Source organism: Pseudomonas sp. C8002, from assembly GCF_013385765.1.
Taxonomy (GTDB): domain Bacteria; phylum Pseudomonadota; class Gammaproteobacteria; order Pseudomonadales; family Pseudomonadaceae; genus Aquipseudomonas.
Genome location: NZ_JACAPJ010000013.1, coordinates 33,057 through 56,920, shown reverse-complemented (window position 1 = coordinate 56,920; position 23,864 = coordinate 33,057). Strand labels below are relative to the sequence as shown.

General features: G+C 60.1%; 29 protein-coding genes. 5 read left to right on the top strand and 24 right to left on the bottom strand.

Translation table 11 applies throughout. The features are described from left to right. Positions 1-122: 122 nt before the first annotated feature. Positions 123-1,232 (top strand): TIGR00730 family Rossman fold protein, encoded by a 1,110-nt coding sequence (locus HX814_RS20785; protein WP_177009844.1) that lies wholly within the window; start codon positions 123-125, stop codon positions 1,230-1,232. 168 nt (positions 1,233-1,400) lie between these two features. Here HX814_RS20785 and recX read toward each other — a convergent pair whose 3' ends face one another. From recX to HX814_RS20670, 23 genes are all read right to left on the bottom strand, one after another. Then, positions 1,401-1,868: a recombination regulator RecX gene (gene recX, locus HX814_RS20780; protein WP_003208644.1), complete on the bottom strand. Its 468-nt coding sequence runs from the start codon at positions 1,866-1,868 to the stop codon at positions 1,401-1,403. Positions 1,869-1,876: 8 nt separating this feature from the next. Beyond that, positions 1,877-2,935 carry a recombinase RecA gene (gene recA, locus HX814_RS20775; RefSeq protein ID WP_003208645.1) on the bottom strand — a complete coding sequence of 353 codons (1,059 nt, stop codon included), beginning with the start codon at positions 2,933-2,935 and terminating at the stop codon, positions 1,877-1,879. A gap of 83 nt (positions 2,936-3,018) precedes the next feature. Then, positions 3,019-3,519, bottom strand: coding sequence for a CinA family protein (locus tag HX814_RS20770; RefSeq protein WP_003208648.1), 501 nt, complete (start codon positions 3,517-3,519; stop codon positions 3,019-3,021). 71 nt (positions 3,520-3,590) lie between these two features. Next, positions 3,591-4,082, bottom strand: coding sequence for a lysis system i-spanin subunit Rz (locus tag HX814_RS20765; protein ID WP_177009845.1), 492 nt, complete (start codon positions 4,080-4,082; stop codon positions 3,591-3,593). Beyond that, positions 4,070-4,627 (bottom strand): glycoside hydrolase family 19 protein, encoded by a 558-nt coding sequence (locus tag HX814_RS20760; RefSeq protein ID WP_177009846.1) that lies wholly within the window; start codon positions 4,625-4,627, stop codon positions 4,070-4,072. The genes HX814_RS20765 and HX814_RS20760 overlap by 13 nt, the downstream gene beginning before the upstream one ends. Before the next feature lie 114 nt (positions 4,628-4,741). Then, the gene (locus tag HX814_RS20755) at positions 4,742-5,749 is read right to left on the bottom strand and encodes a phage late control D family protein (protein ID WP_177009847.1); all 1,008 of its coding nucleotides are present in this window, start codon (positions 5,747-5,749) and stop codon (positions 4,742-4,744) included. A gap of 9 nt (positions 5,750-5,758) precedes the next feature. Then, positions 5,759-5,971 carry a tail protein X gene (locus HX814_RS20750; protein WP_003208655.1) on the bottom strand — a complete coding sequence of 71 codons (213 nt, stop codon included), beginning with the start codon at positions 5,969-5,971 and terminating at the stop codon, positions 5,759-5,761. Continuing rightward, on the bottom strand, positions 5,964-6,347 hold the full coding sequence (locus tag HX814_RS20745) for a phage tail protein (RefSeq protein ID WP_003208656.1): 384 nt from the start codon (positions 6,345-6,347) through the stop codon (positions 5,964-5,966). The genes HX814_RS20750 and HX814_RS20745 overlap by 8 nt, the downstream gene beginning before the upstream one ends. Continuing rightward, the gene (locus HX814_RS20740; RefSeq protein ID WP_177009848.1) at positions 6,347-8,545 is read right to left on the bottom strand and encodes a phage tail tape measure protein; all 2,199 of its coding nucleotides are present in this window, start codon (positions 8,543-8,545) and stop codon (positions 6,347-6,349) included. Before HX814_RS20740 ends, HX814_RS20745 begins: the two co-directional genes overlap by 1 nt. Before the next feature lie 127 nt (positions 8,546-8,672). Continuing rightward, positions 8,673-9,254, bottom strand: a complete 582-nt coding sequence (locus HX814_RS20735; protein WP_008433541.1) for a phage tail assembly protein — start codon at positions 9,252-9,254, stop codon at positions 8,673-8,675. Positions 9,255-9,305: 51 nt separating this feature from the next. After that, positions 9,306-9,812, bottom strand: coding sequence for a phage major tail tube protein (locus HX814_RS20730; RefSeq protein WP_102604880.1), 507 nt, complete (start codon positions 9,810-9,812; stop codon positions 9,306-9,308). Further along, entirely contained in the window at positions 9,812-10,978 is a 1,167-nt protein-coding gene (locus HX814_RS20725) for a tail protein (RefSeq protein WP_003208663.1), read from the bottom strand. The genes HX814_RS20730 and HX814_RS20725 overlap by 1 nt, the downstream gene beginning before the upstream one ends. A gap of 2 nt (positions 10,979-10,980) precedes the next feature. Further along, positions 10,981-11,154 (bottom strand): hypothetical protein, encoded by a 174-nt coding sequence (locus HX814_RS20720; RefSeq protein ID WP_003208665.1) that lies wholly within the window; start codon positions 11,152-11,154, stop codon positions 10,981-10,983. Positions 11,155-11,241: 87 nt separating this feature from the next. Next, positions 11,242-11,544 carry a hypothetical protein gene (locus HX814_RS20715; RefSeq protein ID WP_177009849.1) on the bottom strand — a complete coding sequence of 101 codons (303 nt, stop codon included), beginning with the start codon at positions 11,542-11,544 and terminating at the stop codon, positions 11,242-11,244. A gap of 11 nt (positions 11,545-11,555) precedes the next feature. Continuing rightward, positions 11,556-12,338, bottom strand: coding sequence for a phage tail protein (locus tag HX814_RS20710; protein ID WP_177009850.1), 783 nt, complete (start codon positions 12,336-12,338; stop codon positions 11,556-11,558). 47 nt (positions 12,339-12,385) lie between these two features. Then, the gene (locus HX814_RS20705) at positions 12,386-12,916 is read right to left on the bottom strand and encodes a hypothetical protein (protein ID WP_177009851.1); all 531 of its coding nucleotides are present in this window, start codon (positions 12,914-12,916) and stop codon (positions 12,386-12,388) included. Continuing rightward, the gene (locus tag HX814_RS20700) at positions 12,913-13,641 is read right to left on the bottom strand and encodes a phage tail protein I (protein ID WP_177009852.1); all 729 of its coding nucleotides are present in this window, start codon (positions 13,639-13,641) and stop codon (positions 12,913-12,915) included. Before HX814_RS20700 ends, HX814_RS20705 begins: the two co-directional genes overlap by 4 nt. Next, on the bottom strand, positions 13,638-14,633 hold the full coding sequence (locus tag HX814_RS20695; protein WP_087695286.1) for a baseplate J/gp47 family protein: 996 nt from the start codon (positions 14,631-14,633) through the stop codon (positions 13,638-13,640). Before HX814_RS20695 ends, HX814_RS20700 begins: the two co-directional genes overlap by 4 nt. Next, entirely contained in the window at positions 14,630-14,962 is a 333-nt protein-coding gene (locus HX814_RS20690) for a phage baseplate protein (protein ID WP_003208675.1), read from the bottom strand. Before HX814_RS20690 ends, HX814_RS20695 begins: the two co-directional genes overlap by 4 nt. Before the next feature lie 12 nt (positions 14,963-14,974). After that, positions 14,975-15,583: a phage baseplate assembly protein V gene (locus tag HX814_RS20685; protein ID WP_003208676.1), complete on the bottom strand. Its 609-nt coding sequence runs from the start codon at positions 15,581-15,583 to the stop codon at positions 14,975-14,977. A 3-nt stretch (positions 15,584-15,586) separates the two neighbouring features. After that, a complete protein-coding gene (locus HX814_RS20680; protein WP_177009853.1) occupies positions 15,587-16,102 on the bottom strand; it encodes a hypothetical protein in 516 nt (171 codons plus the stop codon). Between the two features lie 22 nt (positions 16,103-16,124). Continuing rightward, positions 16,125-16,463: a phage holin family protein gene (locus HX814_RS20675; protein ID WP_003208680.1), complete on the bottom strand. Its 339-nt coding sequence runs from the start codon at positions 16,461-16,463 to the stop codon at positions 16,125-16,127. Positions 16,464-17,073: 610 nt separating this feature from the next. Beyond that, on the bottom strand, positions 17,074-17,808 hold the full coding sequence (locus HX814_RS20670) for an XRE family transcriptional regulator (protein ID WP_023659216.1): 735 nt from the start codon (positions 17,806-17,808) through the stop codon (positions 17,074-17,076). A 142-nt stretch (positions 17,809-17,950) separates the two neighbouring features. Between HX814_RS20670 and HX814_RS20665 the strand changes: the two genes are divergently transcribed. The 4 genes from HX814_RS20665 (at position 17,951) to fdxA (ending at position 22,151) form a co-directional block, all read left to right on the top strand. Beyond that, positions 17,951-18,703 (top strand): zeta toxin family protein, encoded by a 753-nt coding sequence (locus HX814_RS20665; protein ID WP_256344147.1) that lies wholly within the window; start codon positions 17,951-17,953, stop codon positions 18,701-18,703. Continuing rightward, on the top strand, positions 18,703-18,873 hold the full coding sequence (locus HX814_RS20660) for a hypothetical protein (protein ID WP_003208685.1): 171 nt from the start codon (positions 18,703-18,705) through the stop codon (positions 18,871-18,873). The genes HX814_RS20665 and HX814_RS20660 overlap by 1 nt, the downstream gene beginning before the upstream one ends. A gap of 232 nt (positions 18,874-19,105) precedes the next feature. Further along, positions 19,106-21,685 carry a DNA mismatch repair protein MutS gene (gene mutS / locus HX814_RS20655; protein ID WP_087695283.1) on the top strand — a complete coding sequence of 860 codons (2,580 nt, stop codon included), beginning with the start codon at positions 19,106-19,108 and terminating at the stop codon, positions 21,683-21,685. A 142-nt stretch (positions 21,686-21,827) separates the two neighbouring features. Beyond that, positions 21,828-22,151 carry a ferredoxin FdxA gene (gene fdxA, locus HX814_RS20650; RefSeq protein ID WP_003208688.1) on the top strand — a complete coding sequence of 108 codons (324 nt, stop codon included), beginning with the start codon at positions 21,828-21,830 and terminating at the stop codon, positions 22,149-22,151. 496 nt (positions 22,152-22,647) lie between these two features. Here fdxA and apbC read toward each other — a convergent pair whose 3' ends face one another. Further along, a complete protein-coding gene (gene apbC, locus HX814_RS20645; protein ID WP_087695282.1) occupies positions 22,648-23,742 on the bottom strand; it encodes an iron-sulfur cluster carrier protein ApbC in 1,095 nt (364 codons plus the stop codon). Positions 23,743-23,864: the final 122 nt, after the last annotated feature.

Below are 23,864 nucleotides of genomic sequence, written 5' to 3'. Positions count from 1 at the left end.
ATAAGGAATATACAGAACCGGTTTCGCCCACCTCGTTAATCAGAGGCAACGACACATGCAGTGTCGTGGTCCCGACGAATCTCTCGCCGGCACCCAGGGTTCTGTGAAGAAGGAGAAGTTGAATGCCTTACGAACCGAATGAACTCCTGATCCGTCAATTTGAAGAAAACGGCACCGACCTCACGCAGCAGGTCGACGCGCAACTCCACTTGATTGCGCCCAACAGTCCAAATATCCCCCTTTATCGCGACATGATCTTCACCGTGTTGCGCATGGCCCAGGACGACCGCAGCCGCTGGAATGCCAAGATAACCTTGCAGGCGATCCGGGAACTGGACCACGCCTTCCGCGTGCTCGAACAGTTCAAGGGGCGGCGCAAAGTCACGGTGTTCGGCTCGGCGCGCACGCCGGTGGAAAGCCCGTTGTACGCACTGGCCCGGGAAGTGGGCGCGGTCCTGGCCCGTTCGGACCTGATGGTGATCACCGGCGGCGGCGGCGGCATCATGGCGGCGGCCCACGAGGGTGCCGGCCTGGAGCACAGCCTGGGGTTCAACATCACCCTGCCCTTTGAACAGCACGCCAACCCGACCATCGATGGCACCGAGAACCTGCTGTCCTTCCACTTCTTCTTTACCCGCAAGCTGTTCTTCGTCAAGGAAGCCGACGCCTTGATCCTGTGCCCGGGCGGTTTCGGTACCCTGGATGAAGCGCTGGAGGTGCTGACCCTGATCCAGACCGGCAAAAGCCCGCTGGTACCGGTGGTACTGCTGGATGCACCGGGCGGTAGCTTCTGGCAAGGCGCACTGGACTTTATCCGCAGCCAGCTTGAGGCCAATCGCTACATCCTGCCCACCGACCTCAAGCTGGTCCGCCTGGTGTACAGCGCCGAAGAGGCGGTGGACGAAATCAACCAGTTCTACGCCAACTTCCACTCCACCCGCTGGCTGAAGCGCCAGTTTGTGATTCGCATGAATCATCCGTTGAGTGACCGCGCACTGGCCCACCTGCAGGAGGCGTTCGCCAGCCTTCGCCTCAGTGGCGACTTCCAACAAATCGCGTACACCGGCGAAGAGCATGACGAGCCAAGCTTCAGCCATCTGACGCGGCTGGTGTTCAACTTCAACGGGCGTGATCAGGGACGGTTGCGGGAATTGGTGGATTACATCAACTTGCCGGAAAACTGGGCCCAGGCTCAGGGAAAACCGCAGCAGCGGGTGACGGAGACGGCGTGACCTGACACGGAAACGAAAAAAGGCCCGCTATTTTCATAGTGGGCCTTTTGGGTTGTGTCAGGTAGAACGATGCGCAGGTTGGGGCCGCTGCGCAGCCCAGCGGGAGCAAGCTCCCTCGCCACACCAAGCCCCGTAGTGATCAGAGCAACCATTTACCAGGCGCAGCCTTCAGTCATCCATATCCCGACCGCTCAACAGGCGACTGATCATCTCCATCGAAAACCCGCGATAACTCAGGAAGCGACCTTGCTTAGCCCGCTCACGCGCATCAATAGGCAGATGACCGGCAAACTTGCGCCGCCAGGTTTCTTCCAGTTGTGCCTGCCAACTGATGCCGCACTCACGCAACGCGAGTTCGATATCAGCACGCTGCAAGCCACGCTGGCTCAGCTCTTCACGAATTCGTGCAGGGCCATAGCCGGATCGGGCTCGGTAGGAGACGAAACTTTCGAGGTAACGGGACTCCGACAGCAGCCCTTCTTCCGTCAAACGGTCAAGGGCTGCGTCGATCATCTCGGGATCTGCGCCACGCTGACGCAGCTTACGCGTCAGCTCGACTCGACCATGCTCGCGCCGTGCGAGCAGGTCCATTGCAGTGCGCCTTACGGCGACGGGTGTATCCAGGACAACGCTCATCGTTTGCTTCAGATGTCAGTGTCGACTTCTTCTACTTCTTCAACCGGCTCGCGGTTGGCGGCAGCCTTGACGTCAGGTGCCGGGGTCAGCAACTTGTCGCGGATCTGCTTCTCGAGCGTAGCGGCAACATCCGGGTTATCCGCAAGGAACTTGGCCGAGTTGGCCTTGCCCTGGCCGATCTTGCTGCCGTTGTAGGCATACCAGGCACCGGATTTCTCGACGAAACCGTGCAGCACGCCCAGGTCGATCATCTCGCCGTTCAGGTAGATACCCTTGCCGTAGAGAATCTGGAACTCGGCCTGACGGAACGGCGGGGCCACCTTGTTCTTCACGACTTTAACGCGGGTTTCGCTACCGACAACCTCGTCACCTTCCTTCACCGCGCCAGTACGACGGATGTCCAGACGGACCGAAGCGTAGAACTTCAGCGCGTTACCACCGGTGGTGGTTTCCGGGCTGCCGAACATCACGCCGATCTTCATCCGGATCTGGTTGATGAAGATCACCAGGCAGTTGGCGTTCTTGATGTTACCGGTAATTTTACGCAGGGCCTGGGACATCAAGCGGGCTTGAAGGCCCACGTGCATGTCGCCCATTTCGCCTTCGATTTCAGCCTTGGGTACCAGGGCTGCCACGGAGTCGACCACGATCACGTCGATGGCGTTGGAGCGCACCAGCATGTCGGTGATTTCCAGCGCTTGCTCACCGGTGTCCGGTTGCGAAACCAGCAGGTCGTCAACGTTGACGCCCAGCTTGCCGGCGTATTCAGGATCCAGGGCGTGCTCGGCATCGACGAACGCACAGGTGGCGCCCATTTTTTGTGCCTGGGCAATCACCGACAGGGTCAGGGTGGTTTTACCGGAAGATTCAGGACCGTAGATCTCAACGATACGGCCTTTTGGCAGGCCGCCAATGCCGAGCGCGATGTCCAGACCCAGAGAGCCAGTGGAGATAGCCGGGATCGCCTGACGGTCGTGATCGCCCATACGCATTACGGCACCCTTGCCGAATTGACGTTCGATCTGACCCAGGGCCGCAGCCAAGGCTTTCTTCTTGTTGTCGTCCATTAAAGTCCTCACGTAATCAATAAGGCCTGGCGGCCAACACCTGTATAAGTAGACAGTATTGTTCCACAAAGATCCGTGATCGCCTACCCCTGATTTTCTATTTCTGCTGCAGCTCGTCGCAACAAGCCCTCTAGCGCGGCCTTTACCGTTTGTCGGCGGACCTCGTCGCGGTTGCCGGGGAAGTGTTCGAGCTCGGCGGTAACCTCATCGCCCACGCCCCAGGCCAGCCATACGGTGCCCACCGGCTTGTCCGGCGAACCGCCATCGGGCCCGGCCACGCCGCTGACTGCCACGGCAAAACGCGCCAGGCTTTTCTCCTGGGCGCCCCGCACCATCGCCTCCACCACTTCGCGGCTGACGGCACCGACCTTGGGGAACAGAGCTTCCGGCACATTCAGTTGCCGCGTCTTCTGGCGATTGGAATACGTGACATAGCCCGCCTCGAACCAGGCCGAACTCCCGGGAATCCGCGTGATTGCCTCGGCGATACCGCCGCCGGTGCACGACTCGGCCGTCGTGACGTGGGCATTGAGAACCTGCAAGCGTCGGCCAAGTTCAGCGGCGAGTTGAGTAATTTCCTTCACGGTCATCTCCTGGAGTGGACGGGCGTTTGCCTACCCTACAGGAGCCCATGGGCCATGCAAGTTACAAGAGACTAACGCGCGACGGCCCGGACATACGCCTGGCAGGCGCGCAAGGCGATCATTGCGTTGTCGCCGTCGTCGGTGATGCCGATAATTCGTTGAGCATGCGCCGGGTCAAGTCGGGCTCGCGGGGCGCCATGAACCAGGCTGCCGGAGGGGGCGGTGGCTGGCATTGTACAGCCGCTGGCTGAATCGCTGGCGTCGAGAAGGACTGACAACCGCACATCAGCAGTGGCCAGGCGATCCCGCAGGTGAGCCTGAGCGCGTTGTGCATCGGAAAGCTCCCGGGTGTGTTGTTGGTCGCTGGCGCTGAGTTGTTGCTCCAGTGCCAGCCGTTTGTCCTGTTCGGCCTGTTGTTGCTGGCTGAGTGCTGCGGCATGCAGAGCCTGCAGGTGCTCGAGTTGTGCGCCATATCGCCAAGCCTGTACCTGCCAGGCAACACCCGCCGAAACTGCGAACAACAGGCAAAACCCAAGCAGGCGACACGACGTCAGGAAGCCCATGACACCGCCTTCGCCCGCGCCCACAGTTGCATACGGTTCTCCAGACCGTTGAGGCCACCATTGATGCGCCGGGTGATCGTGGTGAACTGGTCCTTGTCAGCCAGTTCGTTCAAGCCATTGCTCTGCCAGAACCACGCGGCAGATTCGCACGCCCATTGCGGCGTCTCCAGCAACTCCGGTTGGTGCAACAAACGCTCATCGCCGAACAATGCCTGACTGCACGCCAGGTAGTTGCGCCGGCCGGTGATCTGGATCAGGCCGCGGCCGCGATACTTCTGGCCATCGCCGTCGGCTTCTGGGGAGTTGCCCAGGCGGGCGGCCAAGGTACCGGTGTCGTATTTGCTCAGGTATTGATCGCTGCCCTGTTCACGTACGTAGCGCAGTTCGCCGGATTCGTGGCCGATTTGGGCGAGGAAGGCGGCGATGCGTTTGGGTGTGGTGATTTGGTGACGTGCAGTAGCCTCGTTTAAAGGAGCTAAAAAAATGCCCGCTCTAAGGCGGGCTCCAGGCATTACCTGGATAAGTTGAGGGAGTGTTATCAGCATCGTTTTTTACTCTCACACGCCCAGATATTTACTGAGCAACAGCGTCCAACCAAGGCCATCCAGCGGGCCGTTTGGCTATCGAGGGGATAGGGTAGAAGGAACCGATCGAGCACGTCATTGCGGTGACGACAATCCGTTCGCCTTGATCGTGCATCGGTAGCTTTCCTTGCGTTTGCCGACGGCCGTCAGCGTGTCGATGGACCAGCGCCCCTGCATGAAGCCGGGCCAGGTTTCATCCAGCACCAGCAGCCCTTCGGCCTGGAACGCCGGGTTGCCGGGGCATATCACATTGATCTGCAGGCCTTCACGGCTAACCCGGCGCATCTCGCCTTCGGCCGCCGTCCTGGCTTCGTCTTCGCTCTGGTAGCGCTGGGCAAGGACTTTGAACGGCGCACCGCCCACCTCCACCTCACGTTTCTTGCAGGTAGCGACATCCCACCAGGACGCCTTGGCCCCTTCGAACTTGGCCCGGCTGGTCTCGGTAAAACTGGCGCTGATAAACGCGCGGTCGCCCGGACGGTTATCACGAGTGACCGACAGCCGCACTTCTTGCAGCGGCTTGCCCGACAGCGAGGTGATCTGGCCTTTACGGCCCAGCACATACAGCTCGTCGACAGGCTTGGCCACCGCATCAAAACGCTTGGCAAGCCGGGTCAGGAAGCTCATGTCGCTTTCGTTGGTCTGGTCGATGTGAGCGATCTTTTCAGCGTCCAGATCAGGCGCGACCCTGGGTGAGAATCCATAACGTATGGTCAGTTGGCGGAACAGTGCGCCCAGGGTGGTTGGCCCATGGCTGGCTGTGCGGCGCTGTTTGAATTCGTCCTGGTCGAACGGCGCCGCCGTGGCCACCAGCACCAGGCGCAGGGGGAACAGGTACGGGGTGCGCTGGGTAATCTTGAAGAGCCCCTTGTCCTCCAGGCCGGTCTCCAGGTAACCGACCCGCAGGCCGATCCTCCCACCCAGGCTGGGCAATCCCTCAAGCCCTTCGATGTCGAGGGTCAGCTTGAGCTGGTCGGAGACGAAGCCTGCGGCATCGGTGTGTTCCCACTCCAGTAATCGCTCGTTGAGCAGCGCGGCATTGGTCCCGTAAATTTCCACCGCCGGTGTGAATCCAAGTGCCATGGTTCCTCCTTAATCCCAAACCGAAACCGGTTTTTTTGCGGCGGGCCGCGCGTCCAGCTCCGGTACGATTACACCGATGCCGGCCGGCAATACCGCCCCGTGTTCCGCGAGGTCCGGGTTGAGGTGCCACAGTGCTTCCTCGGCAGCGTCGTCGCTGCGACCCAGTTCGCGGTAGAGCAGCAGGTTGACGGAGTCACCGGCAATACTTCGGACTCTACGCATTGACGAATTCCTCCAGTATCAACGTCCAATTGATCAGCATGGCGGTGCCGTCGTCGATCACGTTGGCTTGTTTCTCGTCCACCGATTTGATCGTCCACAGCCCCCAGTTACGGCCAATCCCGTCCACCAACGGCAGCGGTGTACGCAAGGCCTGCAAGTCGCGCAGTTCGTCGAGCCTGGCCATGCCAATGCCACGCGCCGCCTTGCCGGCAAAGGTCAATGTTTCGAGGGCCTGGCCGGTCTGGCTGGACTTGGGTTTGCCGGCAATGATGTCCAGCGCGACCCAGCCACCGCTACTGTTACGGTCGAGGGTCGCGTAGGCAAACCCGCGCGACAGCCCGAAAATAAAGCTGCCCAACACCATTTGTTGTCGCATTAAACCGCTCCATCGGTGAGTGCCGCGTCGCGTCGCGTCGCCAGCAGGTTGTCCATCGACAGCGGCGTGAACTGCGCCTCGATCTGTTGCACGACGAGCGCCGCCAGCGCCTGGTAACTGGTCTGCTCGGGTGCGGTAATGTTGATCTGCGGGGCGAAGTTGATTTGCCGGTTGTCTGTTTGAGCGTTGGGAAGGCTTTGGCTGACCTGTTCGGGTGGCGGGAGACGGTCGTCGCTGCTCATGACTTTCTCGCCCAGGCTCGCACCGACGTCGCTGCCGACGAACGTGCCGACGACGCCGCCCACCACCTTACCGATTGCACCGCCGGCAAAGCCGCCGATCACACCGCCCAACAATGTGCCGGCTCCCGGAATAATCGAACCCAGCGCCGCCCCGGCGAGCGTGCCAACGGCTCGCCCAATGGCCAGCCCTGCAACCTCGCCGGCCACACCACCCGCGACGCCACCGCCTATCGACCCCACACTGGCGCCAACGGACTCTTTCAGGGTGCCATTGCTCGCGCCCTTGATGAGATTGACACCCGCGTCTGCCACCACCAACGCCAACGAACCGCGCTTCGCGATTCGGCTGGCTCTGTTGGTTTTCGTGGGTGCATCAGGGCCTGAGTTTTTGCCTGGCGTGCGCTCGCCCTGGCGTGTGTCGTTGCCTTGTGACTTCCCTTTGCTGCCGGACGGGTCGGACTTGTTGCCACCGGCATCGCGGGGCGCGTCACCCTCGCCCAGGACTTTCCCGGCGACCTTGTCGAAGACTTTGTCCACGACAGTGCCGCCGAGCTTCTTCGCCAGCGGCACCATCACCACCGCGGCCAATGTGAGGGCGGCCGTGGCTTTGGGCAGCGATTCAGCCAGCCAGCCCAAGCCATTGACCACTGAGGTCAGCACCGTCAGTGCGCCGTTTTTCAGGGGGGCAATCGCCGTATCGGAAGCTGTCTCTAGGCGGGTGGTACTGGCCTGGAAGGCTCGCTCATGAGCTTGTGTGGAGTCTGCCCGCCCGGTCGCCGAACGCATGACCGAGCCCTGGTCTCCCAGGACCGAAGTCGCGTAAGTCGACTTGTCGGCCACCGCCGTAAAGGCCTGCTTCAGCGTGTCGATCACCGGCACCAGGCTCAGAATCGAGCGGTTACCGTCGAACAACTGCGTGGCCAGTGCCGCCTGCCTTTCCTGGGGCTGCGCCTTGAGCGCCTCGAGGACCGTCAGCACTGTTTGCGGTGCGTCCTGCTTCATGCCTGCCGCAAGCACCTTCGGGTCAAGCTTGAGCTCTGCCCAGGCAGCACGCTGCCCCTCGGACGCACCGTCACCCTTGGCCAGCGCGGCGCCGACTTTTTCCACCGCAAGCCCGGCAGACGCCCGGTTGTTACCAACCGTCAGCAACGCCGCCGAAAACGCCGCTACCTGCTCGGGGCTCATGCCCGACGTTCTCGCCGCAGTGCTCTGGCGCACAATCGAACCAATATCCACCGCATCGGCCTTGAGCGAAGCGTGGGAACCCAGCACGTTGGTGGCGTCAGCCAGATCCAGCGCCTGCGGGCGATCCAGCTTCATCGACCCACGCCAGCCGCCCATCATCTCTCCGGCCGTCTTGATATCGGTCTGAAAGGCCGCGGCGATGAGCGCGCTATCGCGGGCGAACTGCAGCAAATCAGCCTGGCGAGTTTCAAGGTCCTTGCCTACGCCGGACCGGGCCCCCACCTGCTCCACCCTTGCCAGGTCGACAGCATCTGCGCCACTCGCGGCAACCATCGGGTCGGACGCCAAGGCCAGGTTGGCTTCGCGTAGTTGTGTGCGCTCATGCCCGGCAAACCCCACCACTTCATGCAGGTCGGTCATCGCCGTTTCCAGCGCCTGCGAGGGTTTGACGGTATCGGATGAGGCGCCGCCCGTGCTATTGCCCTTGCCGGTTTTCAGGGCACCCATCACATCGAGCAATGAGCCGTTGAACCTCTCCAGCGTGTCGATGAGCCGGGTCTGCCCCGTGACCAGTTGCGTCAGTTGCGCACCGACATTCGCCAGTTCCTGGCCCGGCACGTCCTTGGGTACGGCATCAAGCAAGGACGGGCCGGCAAGCATCGGCGCAATCGGCTGGATGCTGGCGCCTGCCCCGGCCGTTTCGAGCGAGCCGTAAATCGCCTCGCCGTCCCTGGCGATGAGCGACCTCAATCCAAATTTACTGTCTGCCATCCGCTCTACTCCTGTTTGACGCCAAGGCGAGTGATCGCGATGTCGTAGCGGCGCAATGCTTTTCCGGCGTCCCAGTCCAGGATTTCCGCTTCATTTACCGAGTAAATGAGCGGCACGATGTCGAGAATTACTTCGATGTCGCGCTCCGAAAGAAGTCCGCCGGTTTGTTTAAAAAATCGTCGATGCGCCCCTGCAGTTCGGTCCAGTCGGGCACGCTGAGGTCGGCGAGATCCGGGATCATCAGGCCGGTGCAGTGGGCAGTAATGAACTCGGCGCGCTCTTTGTTGGTGGCGAGTTTTTTCATCGCCTTGGTGGCGCGCAGGGCGGGCATTTCCAGGGTCAGGCTGGTGAGACGGCGGCCGCCGGTGTCAAGCGGCAACAGCAGCGAGACGTGCTCACTGGTCGCCGATTCGCGGGGCTGCTCGTCGGCGTCGAGGAAGTACGAGGCAGGCCGGGTCGACATGTCGTGCACGTACTGGGCGATGCTCACATAGTCCGGACGCTTGAGTTGGTCGAGTTCTTTTTCCGACAGGCCGGTGGCGAGTTTGGCCAGTTCGAAGAACTGATCGTCCTCGTCATCACCGGCCCGGGCCAGCGCGTCTTTTTGCGCGGCGTAGAACAACGGCTTGAGTTGAATCTGCTCGATCAGCGCGCCGGTATCAGCGGTGATCGGCGACAGCAGGATGTGCAGCGGAGGCATCCAGGCCATGAGTCAATTCCTTGGTGAAGTATGGGAGCGGGAAAACCCGCTCCCGGGGGCTTAAGGCATCAGTACCGCGCGGCGGGCATCGCCAAGGATGTCGACGCCGTTGAGCACAAACTTCTGGGTACGCACGTCGATGTCGATCACCGGGATGCCGTTTTCCAGGCGGTTGTAGGTGCGGCAGGAGAACTCCAGGGTGAGGGCGGGTTTATCGCCCATCTTCAGGGTTGTCTCGGTCAGGGTTTTCAGCTTGCCGCCGATGGTGTGGTAGGTGAAGTAAGTCTTGCCGTCCTGGTCCTGGCCGGCTTCACGCACGTTCAGCAAAATGTCGTCGCCCAGGCGCACCCCCAGGGCAAGCATGATTTCCGGACCCGCACCTTGCAGCTCCAATGTGGCGTTGAGCACTTTGGCGCTCTTGGCCATTTCTTCGGCGATGAAACGTCCGCCGGTCATCTGTTCCATGTCGAAGTCGATCTTCGGCGGTGCGAACGAGGTGACCGTCGCCGACAACGGCAGGCCTTGAAGGGTGGCCGCCATGGCCTGTCTGATTCGGTTGGTAAACATTAGAGAACGTCCTCCAGGAACTGCTCGATGATTTCATCGCGGGCGTTGAGTTGATAAATCATGTGTTCGTTCGGCGCGTAGCGGCCGTAGTCGATGACGATGAACCAGGTGCCGTTCTTGTACTTCTCGACACTGTTCAGTTCAGGGTGCAGGTACACGCTGCCGCCTGGAATGGTCTCGTCGGCCACCAGGGTTTGCAGCCAGTCGTTGATGCGCTTGACCTCCTGGTCCATGAACGACTTGGTGAGGTTCTTGGCCATGGCTTTCTGGCCGGCCTTGACCAGCTTGCGGCTGATCGCATCTTCCAGGCCCACGTAGCTGATGAACTTGCCGGTGATGGAGCGGTTACCCAGCAGCGAGAAGCCGCCGAGGATGGTGCGGGCGTAGTAGCTCACGCCGTAGCGGTTGAGCAGGTCGCCTTCGGTGGAGGTGTCGAGGATGTTGTACTCAACCACGCGGGACACGTCTTCGGCGAAGGTCACCTGATTGCCCGGGCTTTCCCATTGCTTGACCTTGGCCAGCGCGGCGATGGCCAGGGACGACGGCGCCAGGAACACGTTTTTCTTCGCGGCCTTGGAGTACACCGACGGCATGTTGTGCACCAGCAGGCAACGGTCGAAACCGAGATCGGCACCGCCCAGTTCGCCGCTGTAGGTCACCTGGTCGGCGACGGTTGCGTCCTTGCCGTCCAGCACCACACGGGCCTTGATGCGCTTGCCGAAGGAGGCGAATTCGCCGGCCACGGCCTTGGTGCCGGTGAAGCCCGGGGCGCCGATGATGGTCAGGTCTTCGGGGACGCTGGCCAGGGCGGCGAGGCCCAGTTTGCGGCCGGTGACCGGCTCTTCACCGCCGATTACGTTATTGATGGTGTCGGCCGGGGTGGTGCCCTCGTCGACGATCACAACGTAGACCGGCACCTTGACCACTTTGAGGATCTGGTACACGGCGTGGAACAGCGTGCCGGTTTCAGCGCCGGTAGGGTCCAGCAGCGCCTGGGTGGTGAAGCTGTTGATGCGGAACGGGGCGTTTTTCGGAATCGACGCATGGGCGTTGGGGGCGGTGCCCACCAGGCCGATGACGTTATCGCCCAGGCCACCCATGGCCTCGGGGGATTCGGTGGCGTTCACGGTGATGCCGTTGTGTTCGAAGTTCAAAACCTCAGCCATGATCAGTCAGCCTTCTTCGGGGTGGAGTTGAGGACGCTGGTCAGTTCCAGGCGGCCAGCGGTGCGCAGGGCGGATGCTTCGACGTCCAGCAGTTCCAGTTCCTCGCCGGCGGTAGACCAGTGGCCGTTGCCGGTGGGGAATGGAATGAGGACGGTGTAGGTTTGGCGGTTAAACATGAGTGGGATTCTCCGGGTGAAAAACGCCAAAGCCCCTGCGAGAGGGGCTTTGGGCGGGCGAAAAAAAACCGCTTTCGCGGCGGGTGATTATTTATCTTCCGGCAACGGGAACCGCGCCTTGATTTCGGCCACTTTGGCTCGCCATTCCTTCTCCTTCTCAGGCGTACCGTCGAATTGCCACTCGAGGTACATCGGGTCCGCTTCGCTGACATAGGCAGAGCGGCGAGCAGCAATAGTGCTAGCGAGCGCTGCAGCGGCAGCGGCTTTCTCGATCAGCGCTTGAGCGGCCACATCACTAAAGCCAAGACCTTTAAGTGTCTGCACGCTGGCAGGTACGTTGATCAGCGAGTCACCAGCGGGGGTTTCCAGTTTTTCAATAAACAAAGTCATTTGATCAGTCCTTAAACCTTGGCGGTATACCGAGTGTCGTTGTCGTAGGAATAAGCCAAGCGCTTCTCTTCATAGGTCTTCCCAAGCACGGCATCTGCCTGGGCCAGCGAATAAGGCTTCACTACCCAACGCACCTCCCAATCAGCCGTAACGTCATCTTTCATGATCACTTCGGTATCCACCTTGCTGAAGCTCACAGGGTAATCAAACGTTTTGGTGATCGTGTAACTCAACCCACCTCTTAGGTACATCCCGGAGAATTGTGGGGACGTGGTCAGCTGACCAGCGACCAAACCGACATACATGGGTTTAAGCCCTGTAACGGCACGAGCCGTGCAAATCATGCCAAACGAGATGCCCCGAACCGTTTCGCGATAGGTTTGCGATATTCGTTTGATCGACAGGAAGTTGGCATCACCATTCCATGGAAAACCAACACCTTCCAATTGCAGGTTCAAGCCGGCGATATGATAGATACCCTCACCAAAGGGCGCCTTTTCGCTATCTCGAGAAAAAATTCGAGAGATAGTAAGCTCGGTTTCTCCCCCATCGTTACCGGGCATGCTCCACCACACTGGGTAAAGCACGTCCGTGGACAAGCCGGTAAGGTCAATATCCTGCTTGTAAAGCGCGCGGCCATTGATGTCTTTCGCTTGTACACCGTTACGCCACGCAGTGAACTGACTCGACGCGGCCTCTACCCGTGCATCAATTTTGCCAATCTGGTTAGTCACCGTTTCTGTCAGCTTGTTACACGCATCCACCACTTTCGTGATAGTCGTTTCAATTCCCATCATCAACTCCCTGTCAATTAGTCTTTCCAGCACTTTTGTCAGTGCAACTACTTCGCTTCGAGATTCATAACCCGCAACATCAGATCAACGTGGCGGGACATATTGCCAACCGAAGCCGCCGCCATGATTGCGATTTCTTCAGCCATCAATACATTCAAATTCTCGCTCCCCACCACAATCGTCACGCTATCCGCCGGCAACGGCGAAATATCCAACGTGAACTTCTGCAGTACCCGAGCCGCCGCCGCTTTATACGTGAGCAGTTTCCCCTCCACGGAATACACCGCCAACAACGTGCCACTGGCGAGGTAAAAACCAAACTCGCCGATCTCATACTCGGCCTCGCCATCAAACAGCGCGGCCATCCGGAGTTGCCGGTCGCCCAGATCCTCGTAGTCCACAATGGCGACCCGCTGGCGCTCGTCACGCAGGGCCACTTCGGTGCCGTCGGGGTTGTAGCGGCCAGTACCAGCGCCAATGTGGGTGATCTCGCCTTTCAAGCCCTGGTTCTTTGCCTGCAGCACTTCATCCAATCCCTTGGAGGTGAAGCGCACCAGGCGTGTAATTTCATCTGTCATGGCTGCGCCCTGAGGTCGTAGTCGTTAATGGTGTAGTGCCGGGCAACCCCGGCACTGTTTAGCCGGGCCGCCAGCCCGAGTTCAGGCAGTACGCCGCACAACTGCAACTCGCCATCGCTGAGCGGTGTGTGCGCCACGCTGCTGCAAGCAAGTACCCCGTGCAGCTTCACTTCGGGCAACGCCCCGGGCTGGCCCTCATCGCCGATGCTCAACCCTGGATCAGCGGCTGCAGCAACACGTAAACCCTGGGAGGTCTCGTGCACGATGGTGATGGTGGCCAGGTCCCGCTCGCTCTTGGCCGCGTTGATGCGGCGGATCAAACGGTTGTGATCGCCACTGGACCAACTGCGACCGATGATTGCCTGCACATCAAAGGTGTAAGGCAGGCCGGTTGGCCGCTGTTGATACCAGGCACTGATATTGGGGGTGAATCCCAGGGATTCGACGGCGTAGCTCAGCGCCTTGGGCGTACCGGCCTGACGCTGGATTTGCCAGGACAAGGCCACGGTGAGGCGCTTCTCCGACTCGCTGGCAGCGGCGTCCCATTCACTGACGCCGCGATCAGCGGCCAGGTAGGGAAGGAATTCAGCCGGCGTCTGCAGCGGGTTCATCAGGGCGGGAAAAGGGGGCGTCACCCGATCGAGCAATTGCCCGAAACCCAGGTCCAGCGCCTTCTCCAACGGCGAACTGTTGGCGGGCAGCAAACTGCCTTTGGGCTCACTCATAGCGTGCGCACCTCCACCTCGACACCCGTGCAATATGGGGCCTGGAATGCCGTGGTGACGATCGGCTCCAGCGGTTCAAGGATTTGCAGTTGTGCAGCTCCCGCCGAGTGGATGGCGTAGTCGATCCAGCTCGGGTCCACCCGCCCTTCCAGGCGATGACAGGACTCTGCATAGTCTTGCAGCAGTTTCTGGGCGGCGACTTGAGTGAGCCCGGAATCCGGGCCGGCGTTGATCTTCGCCACCACGCGGATTTTGTAGCGCAGGATCTGCGCCCCCTGCACCGTGACGAGATCCGTTTCCGGTCGCACGTCAGGCCGGGCGAAATGCCGACGTACACCGTCAAGCAGATCAGCAGAAGGTGTGCCATCCCCGTCTCTGGACAGGACCGTGACCATCACTTCGCCGGGCGCGGTTCGACGGCCATTACCATCCTTGACCCGTGCCGCGTAGCCGTCCGGGTCGAAGGTATAAGTGACCGTCACCACACCCGGGGTAGCACTTTGCACTTTCACCGATGGACGCTCACCGAGGGTGAAAACCTCCCGGCGATACTGCATCCGCGAACCCGCCGCCGGAGCGTGAGGCGCGAGGTAATAACGCAACCGGGCGTCATCGTCGCTCTCCAATGTTGGCGGTACCGGCGGGAAAGCCGCCGGGTCACCAGGGTCGAGCACCTGGCGCTCAAGGCCCATGTCCGCCAGGCGCGCATCGAGGTTGCTGCCGGTAGCCCACCACGCCAGCATCTGCTTGATGCGGGCGTTGTATTTGCGCTCGTGGGTTTGCAGGCGAACGCAAAAAGCTTCCAGCGCCAACGTCAGCAACTCGCTCTCGTTCTCCAGGCTGACCTTCAGCTTGGCGGCATTTTCTGGTGCACGAGTGGCGACGTAATCGACGACAAACGCCTTGAACTCCGCCAGCAACGGTTCGAACTCATCGACGGCAATGATCGCTGGCTCAGCCAACTGGTTCTGGCCGGGTATCAGCATGCTCATGTCACCACCTCGAAGGATTGCTTGCGGTTTTTCCAGGTGCCGGCGAAGCGCAGCAACAGGCCGGCGCCCTGGCGGTTGGCGACGATGACTTGCGGCTCGAAGTCGGCGATGCCGTTCTGCGGGTTGTAGAACGCCTGGGCGGCATGGCTCTGGGCGAGAATCAGCAGGTCATCGCCGAGGTTTTGCCCGAGCAGCTGCGGGATCATCGAGCCGTACAGCGGGCGCTTCTGGCGAGTGCCCAAGGGCGTGGTCAGCGCTCGGGTAGCGCGCTGCACAAATTGCAGCCAGTCATCGACCGCCGCCCCGGTGTTTCTATCGATTCCGATCATGGGATGTCCTTGTCAGGGGCTGATGACTCGACCCTGGTGGTCCACCACCGGGCCACTGAAGTGCGCGCCGCCTGCATCCAGCAACAGGCTGGTGCCGCCGACTTGCAGCGTGACGCCCTGGGCGCTCATCGTGAGGCTGGCGGCGCCGACCTTGATGTCGACCTGTTCGCGGGAACCTGTGAACGTGGTGGGGCCATTGACCCAGTTGAAGGTATGGCTGGCGTCGTCGTAGTCGCTTTGGGTGCCGTCCTGATGGCGGCGCCGGGTCAGTGTCGAAGCGCTGGAGACCGGTGGAAAACGGTCACTGTTCAAGCCGAACAAGGCCACCGATTGCGCCCCGCCCTCCCCGGCGCCGTAGTTGAGCAGCAAACATTGCTCGCCTACTGACGGGATGCGGGTTTCCGTCTGCGCCCCGGCGCTGGGGTTGAAAAAGCGGATCGCCGGGGTGAGCAGTTCGCCGTGGCTGACCTTGCAGGTATTGCTGGCGGCGTCGACCTCCTGGCACACGCCGATTCGGCAGAAACTTTCGGCGCGTCGATACAGGTCTTCGAGCTGGCTTTCCATTTCCGCCAGGCGCTCCACGATCGGCCCCAGTTGCATGCGTAACAGCGCGTCGAACATGGGCTACTCCGCCAGCGGCTTGTATTGGTCGGGGTCGTCGATGTTCGAAACTTCCCAGGTGCAGGCAAAAAGCGGCTTGCCTGTGGGATCGTTGAGCAACGGCGGCCCGATATAGAGGGTTTGGGTGAAGGTGACGGTCCAGGTGTCGTAGTCCGTCTCTGCGCTGGTGCGTATTGAAGGCGCAGCGACGATGCTGGTCGGCAGGTCGCACTGCGCCTGCGGCAGGTTCCAGCGGTTATCCAGCACCAGGTCCATCAGTTGGCTGGCCAGGTCGCAGGCATCAAAGGGCAAGGCACCCGGGGCCACCATGGCCTTGAGTGAAATCCCCAAGGCATGGGCCTTGCGCCCCTCGCGGGAGCGAAGGCCCGGCCCATTGCCTTCGACCGTGATCAACACGCCGGTGTTGTTCGCGCCGCCCTGAAAGTCCTGATGAGTGCCGACCTTAAGTTCCGGAAACGCCCTGCGCAGTGCCTCGCTGATGGCCTGGGGCAATTGGGAGGGTTTTTCGATAAGTGTCATTTAAGTAGCGTCCTTGCAACGGTTACTGCGGGTCCCGGCCAGGGCCTTCGTTGACGCCGATGCGCTTGGCCGCCCAGCGTTCATAAAGGCCGATGGCCACGTCGGCGCCGGCCATGGCGGTCAGGCACCCAATGGCGCCGGCCGTCCAGATCGACATGCCGGCGGCGTAGCACAGCATCAGGGCTGATACCCCGCACACCATGCAGGCCCCCGAACGCAGGGCCAGGCGCCGCATAAGCGACCAACCGCGGGCGCCTTCCTTGTCGGCGCGCCACATTTCTCCGGAAACCCCGCCAATCACCGCCAATACGATGACCAGCCAGATAGGCATTTCCGCCAACGCTTGCTGCTCGTTTGTCATGTCACGCCTCCTGGAATGAGTGATACCGGCAGGTCGCCGGTTGTAGGTGTTTGTTTCAATTTGAATGGGTTCTCTAGGTAGGCATTCCAAAAAGCCCGGTTGCCCGGGCTTTTCAGTAATGATGTCCTCGAACTTTCGGCGCTACTGGCGCGGTACGGTTCTTTCCTCAATGTTTTTCCGACCACGATCCCTGTCTGCCGGATAACTGCTTCTGGTGCTTTACGCTGCACACCCGGGCCAGTTGCCAACCCTCTGAACCGTTAAGGCCGGTTCATCGCTGCCTGTTCTTGAAGCGGTTTGAAACTAAAGAGCGTCGGCATCCTTGCCGGTATTGCCTGGCATCCTTGCCATCGCTTCGATGGCGTCCTTGCCGGTGTTGCGTAACGTCCCTGTCTTCCTTGGCAGCATCCTTGCCGCCTCCACCAGGCCTTCTTGGCTGGCTTGAGATGAAGAATATGCATGTATGCATATACAGTCAATGCACAAATGCATTTATTTTTGCGCAAGAAATGCACAGGTGCATTTATAGCCCCGCAGGCAAAGGGTTTGGTGGTTTTACGCAGACGAAAAAAAGCCCGCTCACTGGCGGGCTTTGTCTTACACAGAAGGGTTAGCGGGCGTACATGCCCCACCAGAAAACGTGACCAAGGATGCTGATCTGTTCATCCTGGATTTCCTGGAAGCTGTAGTCCTCGTCCGGATGTTCATCGCGGTTGAAGCTACGCAGGCGAATCCCGGAAGGCAGGCGATAGAGCTGTTTCACCCGTAGCTGGCCGTTGTGATTGATGGCGTAAAGATCGCCATCGACGATGTCACCAATCCCGCATTTGCCCGCATTGACACCTACGGTGGCGCCGTCGCGCAGCACCGGCAACATACTGTTGCCGCGCACCGTCACGCACTTGGCCTGGTCGAACTGCACACCGTTATGCCGCAGGCTGCGCTTGCCGAATCGCAGGCTGGCCTTCTCGCTTTCCTCGATGACGAATCTTCCTGATCCAGCAGCCAATTCAACCTCGCGCAGAAAGGGGATCGACACCTCGTCATCATTAACGGGTGTTTCGTCGTCCCACAGGCTTATGTCCTTGAGTTCCGAATGCATCGGGTCACGCTCGTCCGACCGCGCCGGCACCAGCCCTGCGCGCCCGCGCAGCTGATCGGTACTGACCTGGAAGTAATCGGCGATGCGCGAGATGTGCTTGTCCGACGGATCCACGATCTTGCCGCTGAGGATCCGGGACAGTGTGGATTGAGGCACGCCGGTACGCCGGTGAAGCTCCGTGGGGGAGATCCGGTCGCGGTCCAGCAGCTCTCTTAAGACGATAGAAACGTTGCGTTTTTGCATAACGCGGATAGTGCAGGCAGTTTTGATGCTTGGCAAATGCTTATTTGCATATTTAATGCATTGATTGCAGATTTTTACCTAACCATTTGTGGTCTGCCTCGCATGCTAACCTGCGCCTATCGGAAAAATGCTGGGTTTGTTGATGACGCACTTTGCAGATCCAATCAGAAAAGTCATGACGCACTCAGAGCAAGAAGTCTCAGACGAAGCGCTGCGCTTTGCTCGCTCAAACAAGAAAATGATTGCCAGGCGTCTGACCGACAAAGCTATCTATCCTCCGGAAGAGGCGCCTGTATCGGTCTACATGGCCGGCTCACCGGGTGCAGGAAAAACCGAGGCATCAATCGCGCTCGTGAATCTTTTTGCCGACACCCCGATCCTTCGAATTGACCCCGATGAGCTTCGTAGCGAATTTGTTGCCTATACCGGCGGTAACTCCTGGTTATTCCAGAGAGGGGTTTCTATTTTGGTGGAGAAGATTCTGGATTTTGCGATGGACCAACAGCAGTCGTTCCTCCTTGACGGAACATTTTCAAACATTGATGTCGCCAGGCGGAATGTGGATCGTTCCTTAAGAAAAGGCAGGTTCGTACAGATTCTGTACGTCTACCAGGATCCGAGGCTCGCTTGGGACTTCGTCAAAGCTCGCGAAGAAGCAGAAGGAAGAAGGATTCGTAAAGAGCATTTCATCGACCAGTACTTTGCCGCACGTGACGTCGTCAACGCACTTAAGCTAGAGTACGGCGGCGATATCCACGTGGATTTGCTGCTCAAGCACATTGACAACTCGGGACGATTGTACAAAGCCGGTGTCGAAAAAATTGACTACCATATTCCTGAGCGACACACGCGGGCCGATCTTGAGGCCAGACTCGGGCAACCATCAGGAGCGTAATGATGATTTCGATTAAGCTGGGCTTGACCAAAGGTGCAAAAAGCCCCTTTGCCGACTTTATTCGTAACGCTAAATCTGATCAAAAAAAGCGCGTATACAGCGAAGTGCTGACCGAAGCGACCAAACAGCAGAACCTTGTATTGATGGCAGCTGAGGCAAAACGAGCCTGACATCTACTAAGGCACTGCAATAAAGAACCCGACCCAGCGTCGGGTTTTTTTATTGATCAACCGAACCCGATCTGTCTTGGTTTCCATCGTAAACCATAGGACAAACACATCGTTTATAAGGCTCGTAGCGAGAATTCAACATCGTATAGCCGCCCACAATGCATAAAAAATCAATGTACCATTAGCCTATTTACCCTTGCCAAAAATCGACAGGAAGAGCTGAACCCCGCGTATGACCGACCTCTCCAGCCACACCCCGATGATGCAGCAGTACTGGCGCCTGAAAAACCAGCACCCTGATCAGTTGATGTTCTACCGCATGGGCGACTTCTACGAGATCTTCTATGAAGACGCGAAGAAGGCGGCCAAGTTGCTGGACATCACCCTGACCGCGCGCGGGCAGTCGGCCGGGCAGTCAATTCCGATGTGCGGGATTCCATATCATTCGTTGGAAGGTTACCTGGTCAAGCTGGTGAAGCTGGGCGAGTCGGTGGTGATCTGTGAGCAGATCGGCGACCCGGCCACCAGCAAGGGCCCGGTGGAACGCCAGGTGGTGCGCATCATTACGCCGGGTACGGTGAGTGATGAGGCGCTGCTGGATGAGCGTCGCGACAACCTGATCGCGGCAGTACTGGGGGACGAACGCCTGTTCGGCCTGGCAGTCCTGGATATCACCAGTGGCAACTTCACGGTGCTGGAGATCAAGGGCTGGGAGAATCTGCTGGCGGAGCTTGAGCGCGTCAACCCGGTGGAGTTGATGATCCCGGACGACTGGCCAAAGGACCTGCCGGCGGAACGTCGCCGTGGGACCAAGCGTCGTGCGCCGTGGGATTTCGAGCGTGATTCGGCGCTGAAAAGCCTGTGCCAGCAATTCTCCGTGCAAGACCTCAAGGGCTTCGGTTGCGAAACCCTGACCCTGGCCATCGGCGCCGCCGGTTGCCTGCTCAGCTATGCCAAGGAAACCCAGCGCACTGCCCTGCCGCATTTGCGCAGCCTGCGTCATGAACGCCTGGACGACACCGTGGTGCTGGATGGCGCCAGCCGTCGCAACCTGGAACTGGACACCAACCTCGCCGGCGGGCGCGACAACACCCTGCAATCGGTGGTCGACCGTTGCCAGACCGCCATGGGCAGCCGCTTGCTCACCCGCTGGTTGAACCGCCCGCTGCGGGATTTGACCGTGCTGCAAGCCCGCCAGACCTCTATTACCTGCCTGCTCGACCGCTACCGCTTTGAAAAGCTGCAACCGCAGCTCAAGGAAATCGGCGATATCGAGCGGATCCTGGCGCGGATCGGCCTGCGTAACGCGCGGCCCCGCGACCTGGCACGCCTGCGCGATGCCCTCGGCGCCCTGCCGCAACTGCAAGCGGCGATGACCGAACTGGAAGCACCGCACCTGCAGCAGCTGGCAGTCACCACCGGCACCTACCCGGAGCTGGCGGCGCTGCTGGAAAAAGCCATCATCGACAACCCGCCCGCGATCATCCGTGACGGTGGCGTGTTGAAGACCGGTTACGACACCGAGCTGGATGAGCTGCAATCCCTGAGCGAGAACGCCGGGCAGTTCCTGATTGACCTGGAAGCCCGTGAAAAAGCCCGCACGGGCCTGGCCAACCTGAAAGTCGGCTACAACCGCGTGCACGGCTACTTTATCGAGTTGCCAAGCAAGCAGGCCGAGCAGGCGCCGATCGATTACCAGCGCCGCCAGACCCTCAAGGGTGCCGAGCGCTTTATCACTCCGGAGCTTAAAGAATTCGAAGACAAGGCGCTGTCGGCCAAAAGCCGCGCCCTGGCCCGGGAGAAAATGCTCTACGAAGCCTTGCTCGAAAGCCTGATCGACAAGCTTGCGCCGTTGCAGGACACCGCCGCCGCCCTGGCCGAGCTGGATGTACTGAGCAACCTGGCCGAGCGTGCCCTGAACCTTGACCTGAACTGCCCGCGCTTTGTCAGCGAGCCGTGCATGCGCATCGTGCAAGGTCGCCACCCGGTGGTGGAGCAGGTGTTGACCACGCCGTTCGTCGCCAACGACCTGTCGCTGGACGACGATACCCGGATGCTGGTGATCACCGGTCCGAACATGGGCGGTAAATCCACCTACATGCGTCAGACCGCGTTGATCGTGCTGCTGGCGCATATCGGCAGCTTCGTGCCGGCGGCAAGCTGCGAATTGTCACTGGTGGACCGCATCTTCACCCGGATCGGTTCCAGCGATGACCTGGCCGGCGGCCGTTCGACCTTTATGGTGGAAATGAGCGAAACCGCCAACATCCTGCACAACGCCACCGAACGCAGCCTGGTGCTGATGGACGAAGTGGGCCGCGGCACCAGCACCTTCGACGGGCTGTCCCTGGCGTGGGCGGCGGCCGAGCGTCTGGCGCACCTGCGGGCATATACGCTGTTCGCGACGCACTACTTCGAACTGACCGTGCTGCCGGAAAACGAGCCGTTGGTAGCCAACGTGCACCTCAATGCCACCGAGCACAACGAGCGCATCGTGTTCCTGCACCACGTGCTGCCCGGCCCGGCAAGCCAGAGTTACGGCCTGGCCGTGGCGCAACTGGCGGGGGTGCCGGCCGAGGTGATTACCCGTGCTCGCGAGCACCTGAGCCGCCTGGAAGAAACAGCGCTGCCCCATGAGATTCCCGTGGCCAGCCCGGCCAAGGCCAGCAACAAACCCAGCGCGCCGCACCAGAGCGACATGTTCGCCAGCCTGCCTCATCCGGTACTGGATGAGTTGGCTAAGCTTGACCTGGATGACGTGACGCCGCGAAAAGCGCTCGAAATGTTATATGCACTGAAGACTCGGATATAACGCAGACGCTTGCAAGCTGGTAGACTCTCGCGCGGTTTGGGATGCTGCGGGCTTTTAGCCTGGCCTGCAGACTATCGCTCCCGAACCTCGCGAGCCCTGCCACAAAGGGTTTCGCTGCCGCCGCCTGAGGAGAAAATTAGAAATGACCTTCGTCGTCACCGACAACTGCATCAAGTGCAAGTACACCGACTGCGTAGAAGTGTGTCCGGTGGACTGCTTCTACGAAGGCCCGAATTTCCTGGTCATCCACCCGGACGAGTGCATTGACTGCGCCCTGTGTGAACCAGAATGCCCGGCCGTCGCTATTTTCTCCGAGGACGAAGTCCCGGCAGAGATGCAGGAATTTATTCAGTTGAACGTTGAGCTGGCGGAAATCTGGCCGAATATCACTGAGCGCAAAGACCCGATGCCGGATGCGGCAGAGTGGGATGGCAAAAAAGGCAAGATTGCCGACCTCGAACGCTGATAGCGTCGATGCCCTCCAAAAGGCCCCTTGCGGGCCTTTTTGCATTTCTGCGGGGCAGGTTTCACTTTTCTACAGGCAAAAAAAAGGGGCGGTATGACCCGCCCACATTTTTTCCCTAGTCCCTGTGTTCCTTTTCATCGTCCTGATGAATCGCATCCTGCGAGGTTCCCTGAATCATCGTTCCTTGATGACTGTGTCAATCCGTGGACACAGGGCTGATCTTAGAGAGTTCACGGGGAAGTTCAACGGGATCCAACCCGCCGGGTTTTCGATTCACGCGCTCAAACGCGAATAAATAATCTTTATATTTCAATAAGATAGAAATATAGGCAATCAATTCAAGACGCCCCCGCCGATGAAAAAACCCAAACGCTTACGAAAAAGTAAGTGAATGCTTACACCAGCAATTACGTAAAAGAGTAAAAAACGCCTCGTTGGTGTTCACCAGGCAAGAAAAAGCCCCGACAAGGTCGAGGCTTTTTTCCCATCCGGTGGATCAGTCGTCGCTGACAGTAATCGTCGGCATTGCCTGGGCCTCTGCTTCCTGCAGGACGATTCGCGCGCCTACGTGGCGCGCCAGCTCCTGGTAGACCATGGCAATCTGGCCATCGGGCTCGGCAACCACCGTCGGCTTGCCGCCATCAGCCTGCTCTCGAATCCCCATGGACAGCGGCAACGACGCCAGCAGTTCAACGCCGTACTGGGTCGCGAGCTTCTCGCCGCCGCCTTCACCGAACAGATGCTCGGCGTGGCCGCAGTTGGAGCAGATGTGCACCGCCATGTTTTCCACGACGCCCAGCACCGGGATGTTGACCTTGCGGAACATCTCCACACCCTTGCGGGCATCCAGCAGCGCCAGGTCCTGCGGTGTGGTGACGATCACCGCGCCGGCCACCGGCACTTTCTGCGCCAGGGTCAGCTGGATATCGCCGGTGCCTGGCGGCATATCGATCACCAGGTAGTCCAGATTGCCCCAGTCGGTCTGGGTGACCAGTTGCAGCAACGCACCGGATACCATCGGGCCGCGCCAGACCATCGGTGTGTTGTCATCGGTCAGGAAGGCCATGGACATGACTTCCACGCCATGGGACTCGATCGGCACGAACCATTTCTGGTCCTTGATCTTCGGCCGGGTGCCTTCCGGGATGCCAAACATCACGCCCTGGCTCGGGCCATAGATGTCGGCGTCGAGAATCCCGACCCGCGCGCCTTCCCGGGCCAGGGCCAGGGCCAGGTTGGCGGCGGTGGTGGATTTGCCCACGCCGCCCTTGCCGGAAGCCACGGCCACCACGTTCTTGACGTTGGCCAGGCCCGGAATCTGCGCCTGGGCCTTGTGCGGGGCGATCACGCACTGGATGTCGACCCTGGCCGAGCTGACGCCGTCCAGGCCTTCGATGGCCATTTGCAGCATCTGCGCCCAGCCGCTCTTGAACAGGCCTGCGGCGTAGCCCAGCTCAAGCTGGACCGAAACCTTGTCACCCTGCACGTCGATGGCGCGTACGCACCCGGCGCTGACCGGGTCCTGGTTCAGGTAGGGGTCGGTGTACTGGCGAAGAACGGCTTCCACCGCTGCGCGATTGACGGCGCTCATGGGCTACTCCCGAAAAAAGACTGACTAAAACAGGCGGCTATCCTAACCGTTCCAGCGCCCCAGCGGCACGCTTTCGGCCTGCGGGAAAATCCGGAAACAGCCGCACGGGGTGAAATAAATTT

Bases quoted from the DNA above. Each gene is read 5' to 3' on its own strand.
- HX814_RS20785 (WP_177009844.1), top strand. From the start codon at position 123: ATGCCTTACGAACCGAATGAACTCCTGATCCGTCAATTTGAAGAAAAC.
- recX (WP_003208644.1), bottom strand. From the start codon at position 1,868: ATGAGCGTTGTCCTGGATACACCCGTCGCCGTAAGGCGCACTGCAATG.
- recA (WP_003208645.1), bottom strand. From the start codon at position 2,935: ATGGACGACAACAAGAAGAAAGCCTTGGCTGCGGCCCTGGGTCAGATC.
- HX814_RS20765 (WP_177009845.1), bottom strand. From the start codon at position 4,082: ATGGGCTTCCTGACGTCGTGTCGCCTGCTTGGGTTTTGCCTGTTGTTC.
- HX814_RS20760 (WP_177009846.1), bottom strand. From the start codon at position 4,627: ATGCTGATAACACTCCCTCAACTTATCCAGGTAATGCCTGGAGCCCGC.
- HX814_RS20755 (WP_177009847.1), bottom strand. From the start codon at position 5,749: ATGGCACTTGGATTCACACCGGCGGTGGAAATTTACGGGACCAATGCC.
- HX814_RS20750 (WP_003208655.1), bottom strand. From the start codon at position 5,971: ATGCGTAGAGTCCGAAGTATTGCCGGTGACTCCGTCAACCTGCTGCTC.
- HX814_RS20745 (WP_003208656.1), bottom strand. From the start codon at position 6,347: ATGCGACAACAAATGGTGTTGGGCAGCTTTATTTTCGGGCTGTCGCGC.
- HX814_RS20740 (WP_177009848.1), bottom strand. From the start codon at position 8,545: ATGGCAGACAGTAAATTTGGATTGAGGTCGCTCATCGCCAGGGACGGC.
- HX814_RS20735 (WP_008433541.1), bottom strand. From the start codon at position 9,254: ATGGCCTGGATGCCTCCGCTGCACATCCTGCTGTCGCCGATCACCGCT.
- HX814_RS20730 (WP_102604880.1), bottom strand. From the start codon at position 9,812: ATGTTTACCAACCGAATCAGACAGGCCATGGCGGCCACCCTTCAAGGC.
- HX814_RS20725 (WP_003208663.1), bottom strand. From the start codon at position 10,978: ATGGCTGAGGTTTTGAACTTCGAACACAACGGCATCACCGTGAACGCC.
- HX814_RS20720 (WP_003208665.1), bottom strand. From the start codon at position 11,154: ATGTTTAACCGCCAAACCTACACCGTCCTCATTCCATTCCCCACCGGC.
- HX814_RS20715 (WP_177009849.1), bottom strand. From the start codon at position 11,544: ATGACTTTGTTTATTGAAAAACTGGAAACCCCCGCTGGTGACTCGCTG.
- HX814_RS20710 (WP_177009850.1), bottom strand. From the start codon at position 12,338: ATGGGAATTGAAACGACTATCACGAAAGTGGTGGATGCGTGTAACAAG.
- HX814_RS20705 (WP_177009851.1), bottom strand. From the start codon at position 12,916: ATGACAGATGAAATTACACGCCTGGTGCGCTTCACCTCCAAGGGATTG.
- HX814_RS20700 (WP_177009852.1), bottom strand. From the start codon at position 13,641: ATGAGTGAGCCCAAAGGCAGTTTGCTGCCCGCCAACAGTTCGCCGTTG.
- HX814_RS20695 (WP_087695286.1), bottom strand. From the start codon at position 14,633: ATGAGCATGCTGATACCCGGCCAGAACCAGTTGGCTGAGCCAGCGATC.
- HX814_RS20690 (WP_003208675.1), bottom strand. From the start codon at position 14,962: ATGATCGGAATCGATAGAAACACCGGGGCGGCGGTCGATGACTGGCTG.
- HX814_RS20685 (WP_003208676.1), bottom strand. From the start codon at position 15,583: ATGTTCGACGCGCTGTTACGCATGCAACTGGGGCCGATCGTGGAGCGC.
- HX814_RS20680 (WP_177009853.1), bottom strand. From the start codon at position 16,102: ATGACACTTATCGAAAAACCCTCCCAATTGCCCCAGGCCATCAGCGAG.
- HX814_RS20675 (WP_003208680.1), bottom strand. From the start codon at position 16,463: ATGACAAACGAGCAGCAAGCGTTGGCGGAAATGCCTATCTGGCTGGTC.
- HX814_RS20670 (WP_023659216.1), bottom strand. From the start codon at position 17,808: ATGCAAAAACGCAACGTTTCTATCGTCTTAAGAGAGCTGCTGGACCGC.
- HX814_RS20665 (WP_256344147.1), top strand. From the start codon at position 17,951: ATGACGCACTTTGCAGATCCAATCAGAAAAGTCATGACGCACTCAGAG.
- HX814_RS20660 (WP_003208685.1), top strand. From the start codon at position 18,703: ATGATGATTTCGATTAAGCTGGGCTTGACCAAAGGTGCAAAAAGCCCC.
- mutS (WP_087695283.1), top strand. From the start codon at position 19,106: ATGACCGACCTCTCCAGCCACACCCCGATGATGCAGCAGTACTGGCGC.
- fdxA (WP_003208688.1), top strand. From the start codon at position 21,828: ATGACCTTCGTCGTCACCGACAACTGCATCAAGTGCAAGTACACCGAC.
- apbC (WP_087695282.1), bottom strand. From the start codon at position 23,742: ATGAGCGCCGTCAATCGCGCAGCGGTGGAAGCCGTTCTTCGCCAGTAC.